Origin of the sequence: [Clostridium] saccharolyticum WM1, assembly GCF_000144625.1 — a bacterium.
Taxonomy (GTDB): domain Bacteria; phylum Bacillota; class Clostridia; order Lachnospirales; family Lachnospiraceae; genus Lacrimispora; species Lacrimispora saccharolytica.
In genome coordinates this window covers 2,784,391-2,806,468 of sequence record NC_014376.1, presented here as the reverse complement: position 1 = coordinate 2,806,468, position 22,078 = coordinate 2,784,391, and the positions used below count along the sequence as shown (strand labels likewise).

Genomic DNA, 22,078 nt, shown 5'->3' with positions numbered 1-22,078 from the left:
TTTAGTGAAAAAGAAAGAGAAAGGCTATGCGCCTGCCGGCGAAAGCCTTTCTCTTATTGCCGCCCTAGACGGCAATAGAAATAACAGCATCTGAATTCCAACCATATCAAAGCTTGATGATTGCAGAACCGGCCATTTTTATCTTAGTTAAGAGAAGAGATAGACGGCATTGAACCGGTCTTTTCTGTAAGGGTCATAAAAACCATCGCTGATATCCCAGCCATGAAATTCTTCTCGGGAAAACAACAGGTGTTCTTCCCGGTGGGAACGCATGGGGATTTCTCCGATCAGCACCCCTTTTTTTGCTACCCGCAGCAGCTCTTTCGTTGCTTTCTCTGCATACTCCTTATTATCAAAATACAGATAAACGCCATAGCAGATTACCTTGTCAAAGGATTTGTCCTTAAAGGGCAGGTCTGCAGCTTCGCCGGTCAGTACCGAATGGCCAAGAAGCTGGATATGCTTTTGAACCAGGGTGGGGGAATAGTCAATGCCGACATAATCACAATCCAGATATTGGGCAAGGGCACCTGCACCGCAGCCCACTTCAAGAACTTTGTCATTCTTATGTAGATCCAGCCGTCCGGTTATCTGGCGGGCCACCTCTTCCATATCCACTTTGGTGGCCTCATAGCCATCGTATGCCAGCAGGTCCGTAACGGAGCTGTCTGCACGGCCTTTCCGGGTCCAGATCTGTTTCCAGGTTTCCTTTGATGCTTCCTGTGTATTCATTTTTGTTACCTCCTTATATTAGCGTAAGATATGCTTCAATGCATCTGCCAGACGTTCGTTGTCTTCTTCTGTTCTGACTGCAATGCGGATAAACTCCCTGCCTTCCATTCCCGGCTTATGGGACAGATCTTTTACCAGAATGTTGTAGCGGTTTAACAGCAGCTCCGCAATCTGGGTAGCGGAACAGCCATCGGTGATTTCACACATGATAAAGTTGGCCTGTGAAGGATAAAGCTTTAACTGCCTGATGGATTGGAGAGAACGGAATAATTTTTCTCGGGTGCTTTTAAAATGCTCCAGGGCCTCCTGGTAATCCCGTCGGTACTTTTCAAAGATCTGGAGAAAGTACTCTGCCAGAGAGTTGATGTTCCATATGGGCAGCTCTTTCCGTACCCGGCGAATAACTTCCGGGTCGCTGCAGGCGAGAAGTCCCAGCCTAAGCCCGGGAACCCCGTAGGACTTTGAAATGCTTTTTATTAAAACCAGGTTCCTATACTCATCCAGAATTTCCTGACTCATAAGAGACGGCGATTCCTCAGCGAAGGAGAAGTCAATAAAGGATTCATCAAGGATCAAGGTAATGTTCCTTTCCTTGCAGTATTGGGCAAGAGAAAGAACATCCTTCTTTGGAATATAGTTTCCTGTTGGGTTATCCGGGTTCACTAGAACCAGAGCCTCCAGCTCCTTATCCTTGTAAAAGTCCATAATATCCTGGGCAGTATATGTATAATCCGGAGTTGTGACGGAAAAATAAACAGCATGTTGGGAACAGCTCCCATATTCTTCAAAGGAAGGCTTAAGAACACCCACGGCATTATTAAAGCTGCGGATCAATGGCTTAATTAATTCCGCTGCCCCGTTTCCTGTGAGGATCTGGTTTTTCTCCAGTCCCAGAGATTTAGCCGCCAGCAGGTTATTCACGTCTAGGCCGGAGGGATAGCTGGTGGTAAGGGCTTCAAAGCTGGCTTTGATTTCTCCCATGAAACGGCTGTTTGGAAAATAGGGATTGACAAGATAACAGAAATCCAAAAGGCCGGGATACCGCCAGTAACCGCCAAAACGTTTGGATAACCGGGACAGTCTGCTTTGGGAATCGGTGAAAATAGATTCCGCAATATCCAGATCCTGCTCATCGTCGATTTCATACCAGAAGCCGTTTTCCAGCCTGGTAGCCTTTAAATCATGGTCATCCAAAAGTGAAATCACCTTTAATACCTGCTCATAATATTCATTGTTTCCCAACGCCTTGCTATAGGCTTCCAGGAACGGAACATAGTGGGTCGAAGAAAAACTGCGGCTGAATTTGTAGATGTTGACCGTCTTGTAGTAAGAATGAATATCTTCAAAACGAAAATCCTTCCGCGTAAGAAATTTCATAATATTATCCTGTTTATCCAGCAGGACCACTGTCCCGTCCATCCAGCTTTCAAAAGGAGCCACAAGAGCCAGATTGGGATAAGGGTCGCTGATGATCTGGGTCAGCACCTCCTGTTCAAAAATTAGGTCTGATTCCAGCAATATGGTATCATCCATGAGAAGCTGGTCCTTTGCAAGAAAAAGGGAGTAAATATTATTTGTTGTTTTGTACACCGGATTGTCAATGTACGTGACCGGAGTGGAGAGAGGAAGAGAAGAGACAAAAGATTGCAGTTCTTCTCCCTTGTGGCCGGTGACGATAATGATTCGGTTCAAGTGGCAATGGTCCAGCTGCTTCAGCATGCGTTGGATCATAGGGATGCCATTTACGGAAATCATGCATTTCGGCTGATTCTCTGTTAACTTTTTTAAACGCCGTCCCATACCGGCGGCTAAGATAATTGCCTGCATAGCACACTCCTTTGTTCAAAAATAGAATAATTTGTAAATTTATGAACATAATAACAGGTTACTAATGATCTGTCAATAGATGAACTGTAAATATGATATAATAATATTATTCTAAAAGCACATACTATCCATGGACCAAACAGAACGTGACGGATAGAAACCAGGGAAGAAAATTTTTGAAAGGAGACAGTGCAGATGAAAGGAATGTGTGAGTGTGCCGACGTATTTGTTAAGAAGTGCAGTTTAAAGGATTTCGCATTATTTAAAATATGCCTGTGTGCGGTAGGGATCATGATTGGATTGATGATTCCGGAGAAAAAGAAAAAATGGCCTCTTATGGCTGCAGGAGTTGTTTTCGTATTCAGCTATATCCTGATCATGGGAAAATTTATAAAGATATGCATGGAACAGCGGTAAGGCCGCTGAAAGGATTTGAACCAGAGAAGGCTCTAATCCATGGCATAACTGGTTATATCAGCATTTTGGTGAGGCAAATTGCTGATATAGCCTTTTTTTATTGACAGAAAGGCATTTATCTGCATGTAGGAAACCGCAATAACTGGTTTCTGAAAAAAGCATATTCCGGTTTTTATAAAATAAAAGAAAAAATACAAAATTGTTGTAATAACAACAGACATGTTTCCCAGGTAATGGTATCCTCTATAAAGAAAGCAAGAGCACTTAAAAGAGCAGTGCTGTGCATAAAAACATACAATAGGAGGTTATGGATTATGAGCATGTTTTGCTATCAGTGTCAGGAGACAGCTAAAAACACAGGCTGTACCATCAAAGGTGTCTGCGGTAAAAATGAGGAGGTTGCTAAGCTTCAGGACCTGCTCATATATGCGGTAAAAGGCATTTCTGAAATTGTTGTAAAGACAAAAACCGATGCAGCAGAGATCAATGCAATCAATCATGAGGTGCTGACAAGCCTTTTTATTACAATCACAAATGCTAACTTTGATGCAGATGCAATTGAAAAGCAGATCGTAAAGGTTCTTGGATTAAGAGACCAGCTTGCAAAGGATACAGCCTACAACGGTAACCGGGATGCTGCAGTATTTACTGTGGATTCCAGAGAATCCATGCTTTCCAAGGCGTCCCAGGTTGGGGTTCTTGCTACGGAAAATGAAGATATCCGTTCTTTAAGAGAACTGATCATTTATGGAATCAAGGGTATGGCTGCTTATGCAGAGCATGCATACAACATCGGAAAAGAGGAGATATCCATTTATTCCATGATGTACGAGGGGCTTGCAGCAACTCTTGACGACAGCCTTACTGCCGATGATCTGGTTGCTTTGACATTAAAGACCGGTGAATATGGCGTAAAGGCCATGGCTCTTCTTGATGAGGCCAATACATCCCGTTATGGAAATCCGGAAATCACTTCCGTTAATATCGGCGTCAGAAAGAATCCGGCCATTCTTATTTCCGGCCATGATCTGACGGATATGGAACAGCTGTTAGAGCAGACAAAAGGTACAGGAGTGGATGTTTATACTCATGGAGAAATGCTTCCTGCCCACTATTATCCGGCATTTAAGAAATATGATAACTTTGTAGGAAACTACGGAAACTCCTGGTGGATGCAGGTGGGTGAGTTTGAGTCCTTCCACGGCCCCATTCTGTTCACCACAAACTGCATCGTACCTCCAAAAACTCCTGAGGTTGCAGAGAGAATTTTTACAACAGGTGCGGCAGGCTTCCCAGGATGTCCTCATATTCCGGCAGATGAAAACGGAAAGAAGGATTTTTCTGCCATCATTGAAATGGCAAAGAAGCTTCCATCTCCTGATGAGATTGAAACAGGCAGCATTGTAGGTGGTTTTGCTCATAATCAGGTACTGGCACTTGCTGATAAAGTGGTTGATGCCGTAAAATCGGGAGCCATTAAAAAATTCTTTGTCATGGCAGGCTGTGACGGAAGAATGAAGTCCAGAGATTACTATACAGAATTTGCAAAGCAGCTTCCAAAGGATACCATTATTCTTACGGCAGGCTGCGCAAAATACAGATATAACAAGCTGGAGCTGGGGGACATCGGCGGAATACCAAGAGTCCTGGATGCGGGACAGTGTAATGACTCCTATTCCCTGGCAGTAATCGCACTGAAATTAAAGGAAGTATTTGGTCTTGATGATGTGAATAAGCTTCCTATTGCATATAACATTGCATGGTATGAGCAGAAGGCAGTGATCGTGCTTCTTGCGCTCCTTTCCTTAGGAGTAAAGAACATCCATTTAGGGCCTACACTGCCTGGATTTTTATCTCCCAACGTTGCCAAGGTCCTTGTTGATACCTTTGGAATTGCAGGAATCGGCACGGTAGAAGACGACATTGAATTATTTATGAATGCATAAGCACCAGATACCGGTGTACAGTAAAGTCCGTGCAAAGCGCAGCAGCAGCTGTGCCTTGCACGGACTTTCTTTGCATGACGAAACCTCTGTTTTCAGGTTTTTTGTGAACGCCGGTTTCGATTAAAAAAATTGGTAAATGTTGTAATTACAACAGACAAGAAACCATAAATATGATATTCTGAAAAAAATAAAACATGTCTTTTCAAATGGATAATTTGTAAAGAAATTACCAACAATAGAGATATCTTTGGGAAAGGAGTTGTTGAAATGAAAGCAACAGTAGATAGAGATGGCTGCATCGAATGCGGCTTATGTGCATCAATTTGTCCGGAGGTATTCCGAATGGGGGATGACGGACCTGCAGAAGCATATGTTGATGAAGTTCCCGAGTCTGCCGAGCAGACTGCGGTGGAAGCGCAGGAGGGCTGTCCTGTTTCGGTAATAACAGTAGAATAGTCAAAAAAGGCGCCTCCTTCTGTGGATATCATCCGATGATCCAAAGAGGGGGGTGTTTTTATACAAAAGGCTTTTCGTCTGGCGAGGAGGAATTCTATGAGTGAATATATTAATAATCGTGAAATGAGACAAAATGCAATTAAGGAAATCATTAAAAAGCTTCATGAAGGAAAATCGGTGGAAGAAGTAAAAAAATTGTTTGAAGATGCTTTTCACGGTGTATCTGCTTCTGAAATTTCTGCGGCTGAGACTGCCCTGATCTCAGAAGGACTGCCGGTGGAGGAAGTCCAAAAGCTTTGTGATGTTCACGCAGCAGTTTTTAAAGGTTCCATTGAGGAAATCCACCAACCGTCTGATCCCACCTTAATTCCCGGACATCCCTTAAACATTCTGGTAAGAGAGAATGAGAAAATTGCTCAAATCATTGAGAATGAGATCCGTCCGTATCTGTCTCTGAAAAACAGGAAGGACAGAGGGATACTTTCAAGGCTTAATGAAGGTGTGAGCCGGTTAAAGGACCTATCGGTTCATTACGGAAAAAAAGAAAATCTGCTGTTTCCATATATGGAAAAGTATGGAATCACTGCTCCTCCTAAAGTCATGTGGGGAGTGGATGATGAGATCAGAAATCAGGTGAAGGAAACCGTGGAAATGCTTCATAAGGAACAGGAGCTTACTGAGGATCTCATTCAGAAAATTGAAAATTTGATGGAAAAGATCGGGGAAATGATATTTAAAGAGGAAAATATCATGGTTCCCATGCTCTTAGAGCAGCTTACCCAGGAAGAGTGGAAAACCATTGCAGATGAGAGCAAGGAAATCGGCTTTATGATCGATTCTGTACCCCAGTGGAATCCTGCAGCAATGGACAAGGGAAAGGAGAGCGGGAAGAATGAAAAAAAGTCAGAGGAGCCAGGCCTTATTAAGCTGCCTTCCGGAGAATTTCAGGTTGAAGAGCTGACAGCTATGTTAAATACACTCCCCTTTGATATTACCTTTGTTAATAAGGACGACGTGGTAAGGTATTTTTCCGAAGGAAAAGAGCGGGCGTTCCCTAGAACAAAAGCAATCATCGGCAGAAATGTTTCCAACTGCCATCCGCCGGCAAGCGTCCACATCGTGGAACAGATTGTTGAAGATTTTAAAACCGGAAGAAAAGACCAGGAAGATTTCTGGATTCAGTTGGCAGGAAAATATATATTGATCCGTTATTATGCAGTGAGGAGTCAGAAAGGGGAATATCTCGGCGTTTTGGAGGTGACCCAGGATATAAAACCAATACAGGAGATTACCGGAGAAAAGAGACTGATGTCTGAATAAAGCACAGCAGAAACAGGCTGTCCGGCCAGGGGATTTTATGACCTGGCCGTTTTTTTAATTCATTCCAGACTGGCTTGGGAATATTCTATAATCTACATAAGTTTTTACTGGATAATGGAAATGGAGCAAAATAAAATGTTTCGTTTGTATATTAAATTGGTTAAAAAGACGCAGTATATTTGGTACTGCGTTTACAATTATATATATATTTCGACAATATACATTATACAACAGATAAATATTATTTGTCAAATATCATGTAAACGAATAATTGAAGCATAAAAATACGGTTATGTATGAATTATCATACTAGATTGCGGTCCATTTTCTGTAAAACGATCTATCAGCCGTCAATACCATCGTCATGGAAAGGGCCAGGCAAATCTCCTTTTTGTTTTGTCAGAATAAAAAATTCACTTTATAAAAGCTTCTTTCTGATAAAAATTTAATTTCTGTACGGGGATTATCAAGCAACATATTGCAGAAACAGAAATTAAAGCCGTCCAATCTCCCGTCATTGAATATAAAAACCCCATATCTATCTGCAAGTTTTTCTTTTTGACGCAGTACCAAATATACTGCGAATATTTAAGCCTCCATGGTACATACAGCATATACCATGCACTTTTTTATTTCAGGATCCATACATTATCCTAAATGAGTTAAAAGTATTACCGGGGAGGTTATGTTGTACGGTATTTTTGTGAAAAAAAAGACATATAGTTTCTTTTTTACAGGCTAGGTTTTAGGCTTGTGTTAAACAGGTGTTTTATATGCAATAAGGATAGTGCCGCACTCCGGGATGGGGGCAGTTTGTCCAAATTTAATCATACAAAAGAGAACTGGGAGGAAGTAAAATGAAAAGCTTTAAAGATTTTAGTATTTCACGGAAACTGCTGTCGGGTTTTTTAGGCCTGACCCTAATTATGCTTTTGGTGGGAGGTGCAGGAATCGCCGGACTGGCCAGGATCAGTCAAATGGATACTTACTTATATAAGGAGCAGACAGCCCCCATGAAGGAGCTGATAAAGGCAGTTGGAAGCCTGTATCAGTTTCGGGTGGATTCCAGGGCCATGGTAATTTATGCTGGTAATACCCAGGAGCTTGATCAGCTGAAGCAAAGCTTTGATCTTGAATCAGAGAATTTTCTCACCAGCACAGCGGCCTACCGCGAGACCATAACCAATCCTGATTCCCTTGATCTTCTGGATGAAACGGTATCCTTGTTTAATAATTCATTTCAGCCGGCAGTGGAGAGGTGTCTGGAGGTGGCAAAGGCAGGTGACAGTGCTGCCGCATGGGATGCGCTTTTCCAGGAAACAAATAATATTCAGAAGATGTTTGATAATTTCAACCTGCTTGTAGACAATCGGATGGCGGAAGCCGGAGACACAAATGAATTCAATAATGCGACTGCATTCTGGCTTACTGTTGTACTGGTTCTTTTTATTGTGTTTGGAGCCGGAGTGGCTGTATTATTAGGAACAAAGATCTCAAAGATGATCAGTCAGCCGATCGGGCAGGTGGTGGACGCTGCCAACCGGATCGCCCTGGGCCATGTGGATGTGGATCTTGGTAATATAGATTCGAAAGATGAAACCGGTCAGCTTGCCGGTGCCTTTACTAAAATGATTGAAAGCATTGGGAAACAGGTAGCTGCCGCAGACCGGATCAGCAACGGTGACTTTACTAGGGAAGTGCCTCTTCGTTCTGATCAGGATATCCTTGGGCTTGCGCTGCAGAAAATCAGAAAGGATTTAAACAAGACGCTCTTATTAATAAGCTCTGCATCCGAACAGGTCAATGCGGGAGCGGAGCAGGTTTCTTCTGCGGCTCAGGCTCTGGCCTCAGGAACGGCCGAGCAGGCTGCTACCATTGAGGAACTGAATGCATCCGTCAGCAGTGTGGCAGGGCAGACGGAACAAAATGCAAAGAATGTCCAAAGAGCTGCAGTGTATGTTGGTCAGGCTGGAGAGGGAGTAAATGAAAGCAACCGTTACATGCAGAAGCTGAATCATGCCATGAAGGAAATCGGAGAGTCTTCTGACAAGATATCAAGCATTACTAAAGCGATTGAAGACATTGCTTTCCAGACAAACATTCTTGCCCTCAATGCGGCTGTTGAATCTGCCCGTGCAGGGGAAGCAGGCAAAGGATTTGCCGTAGTGGCGGATGAAGTCAGGAGCCTGGCTGGCAAATCAGCGGAGGCGGCCAAGCAGACAGCCGATTTAATCAGCCATTCCGTAACAAGTGTTGCAGAGGGCGAACGGCTGGCGGATGAGACTACAAAGCTTCTTCTGGGTGTTGCGGAAAAGGCGGTGCTTGTGGAGCAGGCCATCAGAGAGATCGAGGAGGCTTCTTACAATCAGGTACAGGTGATAGAGCAGATCAACCAGGGGTTGTCCCAGGTGTCCTCGGTTGTCCAGAATAACGCAGCTACCGCAGAAGAAAGCTCATCTTCCAGCGAAGAGCTGGCGGCCCAGGCCCAGATGCTGCAGCAGGAAGTGGGAAGATTCCGGTTATTAGAATAAGAGTTCCATTTGGGTTAAAGAAAAGATAAGAAAAAGAATTGCTTTACAGCCTGCCTCTATATTATGTATAATGGAAAAAATACTGGTACGACAGGATAAGGTTGAAAGAACAACATATTCAACCTTGAATCCGTGAATGAGCCGGATAGGAAGGCATACCCGCTTGATTTATCAGGAGATAAAATATGGAGAGGCAATATGAGAACGCTGAATGAAATAAAAAGTGATTTGGATTACTGTGACGAATTCATGGATATTTTTAAGAAGATTTATAAGGATAGCGAATGCCCGCAGTGCAAAAGGTTGTTTGATCATAACATTGCCCTGATTGGATTTATGGGAACAGGAAAGAGTACTGTATCCAGATATTTAAAGGATATGCTGTCCATGAATGAAGCGGATGTGGATGCCATGATCGTGGAAGAACAGAAAATGCCTATTAAGGATATTTTTGCCCAATATGGAGAAGAGTATTTCCGAAACTGTGAAAGCAGTGTGATACTCAGCCTGCAAAGCCGCCGTCATACCATTATTTCCTGCGGCGGCGGCGCAGTGATTCGTGAGGATAATGTAAAAAATCTGAAAAAGAGCAGTCGTATTGTGCTGCTGACTGCCAGCCCTGAGATCATATTGGAACGGGTAAAGGATGACGGGGGGCGTCCCATCTTAAATGGGAACATGAATGTAGAATATATAAAAGAGCTAATGGCAAAACGCAAGGATTTTTATGAAAAGGCTGCAGATATCATCATAGATACAGATCATAAAAATGTCCGGCAGATTTGTGAAGAGCTTATCATTTCCCTGGCAAAATTTGAATAACAGTTTTCTTGACATGGATTCAATACGTGCTATAATACTTGCAAGAACAATGCCTGAGAATAAAACGGCTTTGAAGTTTGAGAACCAATGATAGAAGGCATACCGGCTCCATGGAGCCGGTATATACTTACAGAAAGGCAGGATAACCAATGCTTTGGAAGGACAAGTATGAGCTGGGAGTTCCCCTGATTGATGCACAGCATATGGAACTGTTTCAGCGGGTAGAGGTTTTTTTGAAAGTGTTACGCTCTTCCGCTACCTGGGATGAGAAAGTACAAAAGGTGAACGAAACCCTGGAATTTATGAATGCGTATGTGGTGGAACATTTCCGTGACGAGGAAGCTTACCAGGAGAAAATCGGTTATCCGGGCAGAGAAGAACATAAGAAAATTCATACGGATATGGTGAATTATGTTCTTGCAGTCACAGAAGAATATGAGCGCAGCGGATATGACGAGCAGTTGATGCAGAAGTTTGGGGGCAAGCTTATGGCCTGGCTCATCAACCATGTGGCGTCAGAAGACCAGCGTATTGCATCCTATGCGATTTCAAAGGGGGTGGCCGGGAATGACTGACTTTTACGGACCCTTTTTAGAAGCCACCAGGAATGTATTTCAGCTGATGCTGGAGCTTCATGATGTTACAGACCATCCTGCAGATTCCTTTGCATGTGAGGCGGAATTGGATGTTTCCATCGGCTTTATCGGTGATCTTGAGGGGGAAGTGATATACCGGCTTCCTCATGAGACATCTCTTGGTATCGTAAATATTATGAGCGGCATGGAATTTGATTCTGTGGATGATTTTGTTACTTCCGCCGTATCTGAAATTGCCAACATTATCAGCGGAAATGTTCTTACCATGCTTGCCGGTGAGGATCTGAACTGTGATATTCTTCCTCCGGTCCTTCGAAATCCTGATGAAAACGGAGAATATGAATTCCATACGGCCTGCTGTGTAACGACTTCTATCGGAGATTTGTGCCTTGATATAAGACTTAACCAGGCAGAGTAATTTGCATACATAAAGAACACGTGTATATCATTTGAAAAAACGATATACACGTGTTTTTTCATATCCCCCTGTGATTTTTCCTTCCGTCTCATCCCCTGGTAATGGAACAGGAGGATTTTTTGTGGATTTTATGTGAAAAAAATTCATCTACACAACTTCTACAAATTACCCTGCTATTCTAGGGTTCAGAAATAGAAAAGGAGGACAGACGATGGGATCTGCTATAAGAACCAAAAAGATACGAATCGGCGGGATGACCTGTATAAGCTGTCAAAATAAAATCGAAAAAAAACTGCGTAATACGGCTGGAATTGAAAAAGCGGAGGTGAGCTACAGCACCGGAATTGCCGTCATAACCTTTGATACGGATATTATTTCGTATAAAAGCATTGTTGGGATCATTGAAAATCTGGATTATAAAGTATTAACAGATCATGAGCAAAAGGGGCCGGATAACAGAAAAACCATAGGAATCCTGGTCATTATTGTTTCCCTTTACCTGCTGATCCAGCAGTTTGGACTTTTAAACCTGCTTGTTCCCAGCCAGCTGGCGGATGAAAAAATGGGCTATGGAATGCTGTTTGTTATCGGTCTGGTTACGTCCGTTCACTGCGTAGCTATGTGCGGGGGCATAAATCTGTCCCAGTGCATTCCGCGAAGCGGGGAAGCAGTTTCACAAAAGGGCCGTTTTTCTGCCCTCCGCCCGACCTTTTTATACAACCTGGGACGGGTGGTCTCTTATACTGCGGTAGGTTTCCTGGTTGGAGCGTTGGGTTCGGTAGTCACGTTCTCCAATACCCTTCAGGGGGTTTTAAAGCTGGTTGCCGGAGTGTTCATGATCGTTATGGGTATAAACATGCTGGGAATATTCCCTTGGCTTCGCAGACTGAATCCAAGGATGCCCAGAATGTTTGCAAGAAAAATTGACAAGGAAAAATCAAAAAACAGCAGCCCTCTGATAGTAGGCCTGTTAAACGGTCTCATGCCCTGCGGCCCCTTACAGGCTATGCAGATCTATGCATTATCTACGGGTAATCCGTTTTCCGGCGCTTTGTCCATGTTTTTATTCAGCCTGGGTACCGTACCTCTTATGTTCGGGCTTGGCGCTCTTTCCTCGGTCCTTGGGAAAAAGTTTACAGGCAAGGTGATGACTGTGGGAGCAGTGCTGGTGGCAGTGCTGGGGCTGTCCATGTTTTCCCAGGGGCTGAACCTGTCAGGTTTTCAGGCTACGGACCTGTTCTCAAAGGGCGGAGACAGTGCCTATGCTGCCGGAGAGCAGGAGAAAAAGGCTGATATAAAAATTGAAGACGGGGTGCAGATCATAAACAGCACTCTTTCCCCCGGAAGATACCCGAACATTAATGTCCAGAAAGGAATTCCGGTAAAATGGATCATTGATGCGCCCAAGGGCAGCATCAATGGCTGCAACAACCGAATGATTATCCGGGATCTGGGCATAGAATATTCCTTTAAAACAGGGGAAAACATCATTGAATTTACTCCTGAAAAAACAGGGAAGATTTCTTACAGCTGTTGGATGGGGATGATCCGTGGAGCCATATACGTGTCAGAAGAAGGAGAAACTAAGGCAGGAACAGGCTCAGACGGAGAGGGCGTATTAAAAGAATATGCGCCGGAGGAACCGATAGCCGCCGGTTATACAATTCCAACAGATGAGATCCCAGTGGCGGAAGACGCTGTGGATGAGTATGGAAACAGCATACAGAGGATCACTATGGAGCTTACGGATGACGGCTTTAAGCCGGCGGCGGCAGTGGTGAAATCAGGAGTCGATGTAGAATGGAATATCATTGACAACACATCGGATTCCACTTATGGGAGTGAGATCCTTGTTCCGGATTTTGCAACCCAGCTTCCTCTTGAAAAGGGAGAAAACAAGCTGTACTTTACACCGGCGGGAAGCTTCGACTTTTCTACCGGGGATCACGCCTTTTATGGATATATCAAGGTTGTTGATGAGTTAAATAACGTAGATATGGAAGAAATTAAGAAAGAAATAAGCAGTTTTAAGACCCTTATCTGGCCTGATGATACTTTCCAGGGAGCAGGAGGTTCCTGCTGCGGATAAAAAGGGATTTTACCTGTATCAGCGAAGAAAGGAGAACGGATTCATGAGTTTATTATTGAGCCACTGGCATTGTATCTTTCCGGTTTTTGGAATCATCATAGCAATGTTCTTTATGAGAGACAGACAAAAAAAAGATTAAATCGTTTATGTTCAGGAGGAATATTTATATGTTACAGAAATTTCAGAATGGAAATAATAAAAAAGATACAAGAAAGTGCAGGCGGCTTTCCATGGGACTGGCCCTGCTGATCTTAACCGCTGCAGCCCTGACGGCCTGTTCCCCAAAGGAGAAAGCAGAGATAACCGAACCGGTTCAGGCAGCGGCAGAAAACAGTCAAATGGCAGGAAATGGGGGAGCCCTTGTGATTCCTGTAAAAGATATCTCAAGTACGGCCAAATTTTATCCCGTTGAAGTAGACGGCACTCAGATGGAGGTGATTGCGGTCAAGGCCCCTGATGGCACCATCCGGACAGCTTTTAACACCTGCCAGGTATGTTATGACTCAGGAAGAGGATACTATAAGCAGGAAGGAGATGCTCTCGTATGCCAGAATTGCGGGAACCGTTTTCCTATGGACCGGGTGGAAGTGGAGGCAGGTGGCTGCAACCCCTGGCCTGTTTTTGACAAGAATAAGACCGTGACAGACGAATCCATCACGATCTCTGAAGATTTCCTCAAGGAATGCTGACTTGAAAAAGTAAATTCCAGTGCAGGACTAAATTCCACCGCCCTTTAAAAGTTGTCATAAATGGTAGAGGTTTTTGCGCACTGTTCTAAGATTTCTGATATAATTAAGCTAACTTCTTACCAAAAATCATGTTTTAGGGCAGAGAAAACAGGCCACTGGAGTTTCGTGTGCGAGACTAAATTCCACCGGCCACATTCAAAAAATGTGAAAAGTTAACTTCCAGTCCGACAGCAGATTTAAGTAAGTTAGTTAACGGTTGTAGCGAATCAGCTTAGGTGTCAGATTGACCTCGTCAGGGACAATGCGCCTAAGCTGAAGTCCTTTTAAGGTGTCTTCGCCAAATGATTCTAGAGCCAGATTATATGGCGTTTCACCACCCAGACTCTCCCGTGGTGTGGAATTGATATGATTAACAATCAGATTCACGTCCCATTGAGTTAGAAATTCAAAGCTGGTTCCTTTTGGAAGCACCATGCGAAGCATGGTATGAACATTTTCAACGCCCCCCTTCTGACCGCTACGCATTGGATCACAGTAGTAAAGATTACAGCGCTGAATTTCATTGATCCCAGTCTCCAGGCCTATAGGATCGCCAAATTCGGAGCCACGGTCAGTTAATACGTATTGGAATAAGGAAACGAATTCATAGGTTCCCAGTCGTTTCTCAAGCTGATCAAATACAAGTCGTACGGCGCCTTTGGTACATCGGTTCATCAGGAATGCAAGAAAAAGTTTTTCCTTTGTAAAGTAGAACGTCAGCAGAGTCTTTTTAGATTCACGGGAAGAATGAACCGTGTCCATTTCTGCAAAGTATTCAAGATCCAAAGACTGAAAATCAAGATAGGTTCTGTTGACAAAAACAGAGCGATCCGTAATCTGTGTCTTGTGGCATTTTCGCGGTTTGAACTTAGGTTTACGCTTTAAATCTACATTTCTGGCGGAAAACAGACCCTTGTCAATGTAGGTATAGATTGTGCGGACAGACATATCCAGTTCCGGATGATTTATGGAGATCTGATAGGGAGACTGCCCCTGCTCAATTAGAGGAGTAACAATCATATCTTTTTGATGCAGTTCGTGCTTTGTCATGCAGATACCGTTTCTGGAATTGGTGAGTAACTCATGATATTTGCGGTCAGCAAACCGTGCATTGTATGTGTATTTGTGAGCAATGGTGCAGTGAGAGATCTTTTTGTCGCAGCCATTGCAAACGTAGGGAGCTTTATCCAGTCGGGAGCAGCGTTCCTTCACAAAATCCCGGCAGGTTTGATTACAGGTCGGACAGGAAGCACATTTGATCCCGCAGACAAGAATCTTTTTGCAGACATTTACTTTTCGACAGCTAAACCTGTAAATGCAGAAGTTCTTGGTATTGTAAAAGGTGCCTTTATGATACCAGTCAGAGGAACGCCTGGCCTTCACTTCCTTAGAGATGGTGGTTGGATCTTTGCACAGGTATTTTGCAATATCTTTAAAAGTATGATTTTGATTTAAAGAGTTTTCAATAAAAACACGATCCTTCAGAGTGAGATGCTTCTGGTTACCAGGAATATATTTACTCATAAAATCTCCTTCTACTGCTGTCAGAAGGAGTTATAAAGATACCATGTATGTATGAAAGAGTAAATATAAACTGTGCAGAGGTAAACTCTACCTGGGTAAATGGTAGTGGAATTTACTTTTTCAATTTTCATTCCTCAAGGAATCCAAGGAGATATTTGCTAACTGGAAGACTTCTTATTAAAATTTGAAGTGGGAAATTTCATGGAGCAGCTTACTGTAATGCCATTTTGGTGTAAGTAATCTGCTCCCCAGTTATACATGGCTTCCAGAATAGGCCGGATGCTGTTTCCCAGATCAGACAGGGTATATTCTACCTTTGGAGGCACTACCGGATACACGGTACGGATGATCAGATGATCTTCCTCCAGCTCACGAAGCTGCTGGGTGAGCATTTTAGGGGTAGCCTGGGGGATAAGCTTCCGAAGCTCTCCAAACCGAAGGGTATTGCTGATTAAGTGCCATAAGATGAGAGCCTTATACTTTCCTCCGATCATATCCAATGTGGCATCTACCGGGCAATGATAATTTGTACAATCGCGGTTCATAGACAAGTTCCTCCTTTAGTATCATTTTGGGTACTATATCACTAAAAAGTGCATACTTGCAAAATTCGCAATTACTGTCATAATAATAACATGAGTACTCGAAAAATACAAGATAACAGAATCGCATATTTTTGGAGGCCATGGAAAAATCAGGATAGCAGGAATCATTGCCGGCACCGGAGGGGACGCCTTAAGGTGAGGCAGCAAAAAATAGTGAGGTGAATCAGAATGGAAAGTCAAATTTTAAATATCAGAGGCATGACCTGTGCTGCCTGTGCACAGCGAATAGAGAAAACCGTACGAAAGCTTTCCGGCATCAGCCAGGCTTCCGTAAATCTGGCTAGTGAAAAGCTGTTTGTGGAGTATGACAGCAGTACTCTTGAGCTTTCCGCCATTAAGGCAGCAGTAGCAAAGATCGGGTACGAGGTGGTGGAGAAATCTGAAAATGCCAATGTAACCATACCCATCGGCGGAATGACCTGTGCAGCCTGTGCCAAGCGTGTAGAAAAAGCTGTGGGAAAGCTGGATGGTGTCATAAATACATCGGTAAATTTTGCAACAGAAAAAGCGACGGTTGCCTATGATCCTCAGAAGATCCGGATGTCAGCCATACGGGCAGCCATTGAAAAGGCAGGTTATAAAGCCCTGGAAGTGAATAAGGCGGATGCTGCTGATGAAGACCGGGCCCGCAAGCAGCGGGAGATCAAGACTCTTTGGACGAAATTCATCGTATCTGCTGTGTTCTCGGTGCCGCTTCTCTACATTGCCATGGCGCCCATGATCAAATTTATCAATCTGCCCTTCCCGGCAGGGATCGCCCCAATGGAGTACCCCCTGATTTATGCTCTGGTGGAACTTCTGCTGGTGGCTCCGGTCATAGGTGTCGGCTATAAATTCTATACCATTGGTTTTAAAGCTCTGCTTCAGAGAAGCCCTAACATGGATTCCCTGATTGCTATAGGAACCACTGCTGCTGTATTTTACAGCATTTACAACATGTTCCAGATAGCAGACGGACATTTTATGGCAGTGGATGCCCTGTACTTTGAAACGGCGGGTGTCATCATAACCCTGATTCTGCTGGGAAAATCCCTGGAGGCTGTTTCAAAGGGCAGAACCAGTGAGGCCATTAAAAAGCTCATGGGTCTTGCGCCCAAGACTGCAATGATTGTGGAAGACGGCGTGGAAAAGGAAATTCCTATTGACGAGGTAGAAATCGGTGATATGATTTTAGTAAAGCCTGGTGAAAAGATTCCTGTAGACGGAACCGTGTTAGGCGGCCACACTGCCATTGATGAATCCATGCTCACCGGTGAAAGCATGCCGGTGGATAAAAAAGAAGGGGATCAGGTTTATGCTGCATCTCTGAATACAACGGGGACCATCCGGTTCAGAGCGGAGAAGATCGGCAGCGATACTGCCCTGGCTCAGATCATCAAGCTGGTGGAGGATGCCCAGGGATCAAAGGCTCCGATTGCACAGATGGCTGATATTGTTTCCGGCTATTTCGTTCCGGTAGTTTGTGTGATAGCACTACTTTCCGGTATTGCCTGGTATATCGGAACTGCCGGGGATTTAAAGTTTGCTCTTACTATATTTATCTCTGTTCTGGTTATCGCCTGCCCTTGTGCCCTGGGTCTGGCCACACCCACTGCCATTATGGTGGGAACAGGAAAAGGTGCGGAAAACGGAATCCTGATCAAGGGAGGAGAAGCTCTTGAGACAGCTCATAAGATCAATACCATCGTATTTGATAAAACTGGTACGATTACCGAAGGGAAACCAACGGTGACCGATGTTCTGACCACAGAGGGACTTTCCAAAGAACTGCTGCTGCAGCTTACGGCTTCTGCGGAAAAAGGTTCTGAGCACCCGCTGGGCCAGGCCATTGTCCACGGTGCGGAAGATGCCGGACTAACCTTACTTGCAGCAGAGCATTTTGAGTCTCTTACCGGACGGGGGATCGAAGCGAAGATCAACGGGGAAGATATCCTTGCCGGAAACAGGAAGCTGATGGCGGAACGGGACATTTCCTTGACTGGAATGGAAGAAGCATCGGACCATCTGGCCGGAGAAGGAAAAACTCCCATGTATGTTGCTATTAACGGCAATCTTGCCGGCATTGTAGCCGTTGCAGACGTCGTGAAGGAGTCCAGCCGGGCTGCCATTGAGCAGCTTCACAAAATGGGCATTGAAGTTGCCATGATCACCGGTGACAACAAAAGGACCGCAGAAGCCATTGCAAAGCAGGTGGGAATTGACCGGGTGCTGTCCGAGGTTCTTCCTCAGGATAAATCCGATGAAGTGAGAAAGCTTCAGGCAGAAGGCCGCAAGGTGGCCATGGTTGGTGACGGGATCAACGACGCTCCTGCTTTGGCCCAGGCAGATATTGGAATTGCAATCGGTTCCGGTACGGACGTGGCCATGGAATCCGCTGATATCGTTCTCATGCGTTCTGATTTAATGGATGTGCCTACGGCAATTCATTTAAGCAAACAGACCATCCGAAATATCAAACAAAACCTATTCTGGGCATTTGGTTATAATGTGATCGGAATCCCCATTGCTGCAGGGCTTTTGCATCTGCTCTTTAACGGGCCCCTTCTTAACCCCATTTTTGCTGCGGCAGCCATGAGCTTAAGCTCTGTTTCCGTACTGACCAATGCATTGCGGCTGAAAAGATTTAAGCCAACCACAGGAACGAGGTGAACCGGATATGAATAGAAATGGAAAAATAATAGCGGCAGCTTTCATCGCCTTTGCCTTGGTGGCGGTAATCGTGGCTGCAGTTGTAAATAGAGCCGGAGGAAATCTGGATGTAGTAGGAACAGAATCTGTTTCATCGTTTGAAGCAGTTTTAAATGCGGTGCCGGATAGTGTGAAAGCCGATGAAAGCAATGGAGGCTGGTCATTAACAGCGCCTGATGGCAGCGTACGCTTCATCTGGAGTGAGGACTACAGCAAAAGTGCCCTTCATGATGTAATGCTTGAGCTTGATGCGGCGGCCTTTGTCAATGCAGGACTTGATGCTGATAAGCTGCCGGAAAATTATGCAGCCTATGATGGAATGCTGATGGTAGGAACGAAGCTGGGGACTGATGAGCCTGTTTACGAGGGAGGTTCAGCTCCTCTTCCGGCTTTTGAGCAGATCGTAAAGAATCACCGCAGCTTTATCAACTATCATATGGATCTTGACCACTATGGAGTAAAGCTGGGAGACGGCAATATGTTTGAGTGGGCAAAAAATATGGAAACAAACACGGTGAAAGATATAAACCAGGATAAGGACATGGTTTTTGTATTAAATCCCGAACCTCTTATTGCAGCCGGTGTTGATCCCGAAAAAGTAGAAGGCTGGGTATATGCACCGGTATCTGTAATGGAAGGCTCAAAGACGTTGGAGGTCTATAAGTTCTTAAAACCTTTTAATTTAAAATAAAAAATCATAACGGAGGTAACTCAAATGTCAAAAACAGTAATAAAGGTAGATGGAATGGCTTGTGAACACTGCGTTAAGGCAATTACAAATGCGGTAGGAGCTTTATCCGGTGTTTCCGGGGTATCCGTGGATCTTTCAGGTAAAACAGTAACGGTGGATCATGATCCGGATCAGGCATCCGTAGAAGCCATTCAATCTGAGATTGAAGATCAGGGCTATGATGTCATGGAATAACAGTTAGGAAGGACGGGGACCGCACAGTGGGCGGTTCCCTCCTTTCATGTTTTGTTTTATTTTTCATGAGCACAATGGAGCGAAGATGAGCTTGCTCATCGCATAACGGGGAATGCCGGTCATGAACCTCAGGTTCATGGTATAACAATAGAGGTGTTAGGATGGGAAAGAACTGCAAAAATGTGCTGGTTGTTGACGATGAACCCAAAATACTGGAGGTGGTCTGCCTGCTTTTGGAAAGCAAGGGATTTCGTACATTTCCGGCGGAAAACGGCCAGAGAGCTCTGGAGATATTTGAATCTGAAAATATCTCACTGATAATTCTGGATCTTATGATGCCGGACATATCCGGAGAAGAGGTGTGCAGGGCCATCCGAAAAAAATCCAGGGTTCCCATCATCATGCTCACCGCCAAGGTAGATGAATCCGATGTGGTGGAGGGGCTTGGTCTTGGAGCCGATGATTATGTGGTAAAGCCCTTTGGCTTAAAAGAGCTGTATGCCAGGATAGAGGCCGTTCTCCGCCGGACAGAAAGTGATCTGGTGCCGCTTGTTAAAAGGAATTCCTGGAGAAACGGGGATCTGGTGACCGATTTTGAAAAAAATGAAGTGCGAAAAAAGGGGGTCAGCTTAACCCTTACCCCAAGCGAATTAAAAATACTGTCCGTGCTTATCAAATATCCAGGGAAGGTTTTTACCAGAGAGGAGCTGATCGAGGCGGCTTTGGACAAGGGCTTTGCCGGATATGACAGAGCCATCGACAGCCACATTAAGAATATCAGGAAAAAGGTAGAGGATGATCCTAAAAACCCGGTGTATGTGCGGACGATTCCGGGTCTGGGATATAAATTCGGAGGGGATGGGGAGTGAAGAGCTTAAGAAAACAGTTATCCCTTTCTATTTTGCTGACGCTTCTGATTACCATCGGACTCATTGGTCTTTTATCCAACTGGATCATGAACCGGGAATTTGAAAAATATATCACCCAGCTGGGGCAGGAGCGAAGAGAAAATATCGTCGGCGATTTAAGCAGGCAATACGATGGGTTCAAACGGAGCTGGAAACTGGATTATGTTCATGCCATCGGCATGAATGCTCTGTATGACGGATATATCGTAAAGCTGTACGATGCAGGCGGAAACATGGTATGGGATGCAGAAAACCATGACATGAGTCTTTGCGGGCAGATCATGAATGAAATCTCGGAACGAATGGAAGAGAGAGGTACAGAGGGCGGTTTTGTAGATCACACCTATGAGATCCGCCAAAATGGGAAAAGAGTCGGTGCTGTTTCTATTAAATATTATGGCCCGTTTTTTATGAACGAGGCTGATTTTAATTTCATCAATGTTATGAATACAGTCCTGCTGGTCATTGGTATCCTGTCCAGCGCCTGTTCGGTGGTAGTAGGATGTCTTCTTGCCCGGAGAATCTCCCGTCCCGTTACAAAAACCGCTTATATTGCCAAACAGATTTCAAAGGGAAATTACAACATCCGGTTTGAGCCTGGAACAAAAATACGGGAGCTGGATGATCTTGCGGACGCCATCAACCATCTATCCCATGCTCTCGGAAACCAGGAAAAGCTGCGCAAGCAGATGACCGCGGATGTTGCCCACGAGCTGCGGACCCCTTTGACTGCACTGGGTTCCCATTTGGAGGCCATGATAGAGGGTTTGTGGGATCCCACGCCCAAACGGCTGAAAAGCTGTCATGAGGAAGTAAAGCGCCTTGGAACTCTGGTGGAGGATCTGGGGCAGTTGGCGAAAATCGAGGACGAAAACCTGGTTTTAAATAAAACCAGGACTGATTTGCTGGAAATTGTACGTACGGTTTCAGATACGATGAAGGGGGAGATCAGCAAAAAAAACTTAACTATTTCCATAGGAGGCAGTCCCGTCTTTGCCCAGGCGGATAAAAACAGATTCAGTCAGGTTATTGCCAATCTTCTTTCCAATGCCGTCAAATACACGCCTGAGGGCGGAGTCATCGGGATTGTGGTATCTGAAACGGACCGGTTGGGGATCGTGAAGATTATGGATTCCGGTATCGGTATTTCTGAAAAAGAATTGCCTTTCATCTTTGAACGGTTTTACAGGACCGACAAATCCAGGAACCGAAAATCCGGAGGAGCCGGCATTGGCCTTGCCATTGTTAAATCCATTGTTGAAGCTCATGGGGGAACTGTAACGGCAGAAAGTGTGGAGGAACAGGGAAGCAGCTTTACGGTAAGTATTCCCAAGGAAGGCTGAGGGGGCAGTGAGCGCTCTGGAATAATGTCTTCCAGATGATTTAAAATCTCAAAAGCAATTACCACTGCAGGACTGACCGGGGGTAAAATAGTCAAGACCACCCGTAAAACGGGTGGCTTGTGAAAAGGGTATAACCCTTTGATACTAGGCCAGCGTCTCAAGGCGCTGGCTTTCACTTCGTTCAAGCCACTATGCTTTTGACT

Annotated in this window: 19 protein-coding genes; 15 read left to right on the top strand and 4 right to left on the bottom strand. The window is 44.6% G+C overall.

The window, feature by feature from the left end:
* Positions 1–147 precede the first annotated feature (147 nt).
* Both CLOSA_RS13070 and CLOSA_RS13065 read right to left on the bottom strand, forming a co-directional pair.
* Positions 148–732, bottom strand: coding sequence for a class I SAM-dependent methyltransferase (locus CLOSA_RS13070; protein WP_013273244.1), 585 nt, complete (start codon positions 730–732; stop codon positions 148–150).
* Between the two features lie 18 nt (positions 733–750).
* On the bottom strand, positions 751–2,559 hold the full coding sequence (locus CLOSA_RS13065) for an aminotransferase class I/II-fold pyridoxal phosphate-dependent enzyme (RefSeq protein ID WP_013273243.1): 1,809 nt from the start codon (positions 2,557–2,559) through the stop codon (positions 751–753).
* A gap of 195 nt (positions 2,560–2,754) precedes the next feature.
* Between CLOSA_RS13065 and CLOSA_RS13060 the strand changes: the two genes are divergently transcribed.
* The 10 genes from CLOSA_RS13060 to CLOSA_RS13010 all read left to right on the top strand — a co-directional run bounded on the left by CLOSA_RS13060 (position 2,755) and on the right by CLOSA_RS13010 (position 13,843).
* Positions 2,755–2,976 carry a hypothetical protein gene (locus CLOSA_RS13060; RefSeq protein WP_013273242.1) on the top strand — a complete coding sequence of 74 codons (222 nt, stop codon included), beginning with the start codon at positions 2,755–2,757 and terminating at the stop codon, positions 2,974–2,976.
* A gap of 314 nt (positions 2,977–3,290) precedes the next feature.
* On the top strand, positions 3,291–4,922 hold the full coding sequence (gene hcp, locus CLOSA_RS13050) for a hydroxylamine reductase (protein WP_013273241.1): 1,632 nt from the start codon (positions 3,291–3,293) through the stop codon (positions 4,920–4,922).
* A gap of 267 nt (positions 4,923–5,189) precedes the next feature.
* Positions 5,190–5,378 carry a ferredoxin gene (locus CLOSA_RS13045; RefSeq protein ID WP_013273240.1) on the top strand — a complete coding sequence of 63 codons (189 nt, stop codon included), beginning with the start codon at positions 5,190–5,192 and terminating at the stop codon, positions 5,376–5,378.
* A 96-nt stretch (positions 5,379–5,474) separates the two neighbouring features.
* Positions 5,475–6,698, top strand: coding sequence for a DUF438 domain-containing protein (locus tag CLOSA_RS13040; protein WP_013273239.1), 1,224 nt, complete (start codon positions 5,475–5,477; stop codon positions 6,696–6,698).
* Between the two features lie 857 nt (positions 6,699–7,555).
* Complete coding sequence (locus tag CLOSA_RS13035; protein ID WP_013273238.1) at positions 7,556–9,229, top strand: methyl-accepting chemotaxis protein; 1,674 nt, start codon at positions 7,556–7,558, stop codon at positions 9,227–9,229.
* A 198-nt stretch (positions 9,230–9,427) separates the two neighbouring features.
* Positions 9,428–10,051: a shikimate kinase gene (locus tag CLOSA_RS13030; RefSeq protein WP_013273237.1), complete on the top strand. Its 624-nt coding sequence runs from the start codon at positions 9,428–9,430 to the stop codon at positions 10,049–10,051.
* 149 nt (positions 10,052–10,200) lie between these two features.
* Positions 10,201–10,626, top strand: a complete 426-nt coding sequence (locus CLOSA_RS13025) for a bacteriohemerythrin (protein WP_013273236.1) — start codon at positions 10,201–10,203, stop codon at positions 10,624–10,626.
* A complete protein-coding gene (locus CLOSA_RS13020) occupies positions 10,619–11,065 on the top strand; it encodes a chemotaxis protein CheX (protein ID WP_013273235.1) in 447 nt (148 codons plus the stop codon). The genes CLOSA_RS13025 and CLOSA_RS13020 overlap by 8 nt, the downstream gene beginning before the upstream one ends.
* A 211-nt stretch (positions 11,066–11,276) precedes the next feature.
* Positions 11,277–13,154 carry an urease accessory protein UreH domain-containing protein gene (locus tag CLOSA_RS13015; protein WP_013273234.1) on the top strand — a complete coding sequence of 626 codons (1,878 nt, stop codon included), beginning with the start codon at positions 11,277–11,279 and terminating at the stop codon, positions 13,152–13,154.
* Between the two features lie 167 nt (positions 13,155–13,321).
* Positions 13,322–13,843, top strand: a complete 522-nt coding sequence (locus CLOSA_RS13010; RefSeq protein WP_013273233.1) for a DUF2318 domain-containing protein — start codon at positions 13,322–13,324, stop codon at positions 13,841–13,843.
* A 249-nt stretch (positions 13,844–14,092) separates the two neighbouring features.
* Here the strand turns inward: CLOSA_RS13010 and CLOSA_RS13005 are convergent, their stop codons facing one another.
* The gene (locus CLOSA_RS13005) at positions 14,093–15,406 is read right to left on the bottom strand and encodes an IS30 family transposase (RefSeq protein ID WP_013271245.1); all 1,314 of its coding nucleotides are present in this window, start codon (positions 15,404–15,406) and stop codon (positions 14,093–14,095) included.
* A 158-nt stretch (positions 15,407–15,564) separates the two neighbouring features.
* Positions 15,565–15,951 carry a winged helix-turn-helix transcriptional regulator gene (locus CLOSA_RS13000; protein ID WP_013273232.1) on the bottom strand — a complete coding sequence of 129 codons (387 nt, stop codon included), beginning with the start codon at positions 15,949–15,951 and terminating at the stop codon, positions 15,565–15,567.
* Positions 15,952–16,179: 228 nt separating this feature from the next.
* Here CLOSA_RS13000 and CLOSA_RS12995 point away from each other — a divergent pair, with 228 nt between their 5' ends.
* The 5 genes from CLOSA_RS12995 to CLOSA_RS12975 all read left to right on the top strand — a co-directional run bounded on the left by CLOSA_RS12995 (position 16,180) and on the right by CLOSA_RS12975 (position 21,875).
* Positions 16,180–18,660, top strand: a complete 2,481-nt coding sequence (locus CLOSA_RS12995) for a heavy metal translocating P-type ATPase (RefSeq protein WP_013273231.1) — start codon at positions 16,180–16,182, stop codon at positions 18,658–18,660.
* Between the two features lie 7 nt (positions 18,661–18,667).
* Positions 18,668–19,390 carry a hypothetical protein gene (locus CLOSA_RS12990; protein WP_013273230.1) on the top strand — a complete coding sequence of 241 codons (723 nt, stop codon included), beginning with the start codon at positions 18,668–18,670 and terminating at the stop codon, positions 19,388–19,390.
* A gap of 24 nt (positions 19,391–19,414) precedes the next feature.
* Positions 19,415–19,624: a copper ion binding protein gene (locus CLOSA_RS12985; RefSeq protein WP_013273229.1), complete on the top strand. Its 210-nt coding sequence runs from the start codon at positions 19,415–19,417 to the stop codon at positions 19,622–19,624.
* Positions 19,625–19,785: 161 nt separating this feature from the next.
* Entirely contained in the window at positions 19,786–20,493 is a 708-nt protein-coding gene (locus CLOSA_RS12980) for a response regulator (RefSeq protein WP_013273228.1), read from the top strand.
* Positions 20,490–21,875: a HAMP domain-containing sensor histidine kinase gene (locus CLOSA_RS12975; protein WP_013273227.1), complete on the top strand. Its 1,386-nt coding sequence runs from the start codon at positions 20,490–20,492 to the stop codon at positions 21,873–21,875. The genes CLOSA_RS12980 and CLOSA_RS12975 overlap by 4 nt, the downstream gene beginning before the upstream one ends.
* Positions 21,876–22,078: the final 203 nt, after the last annotated feature.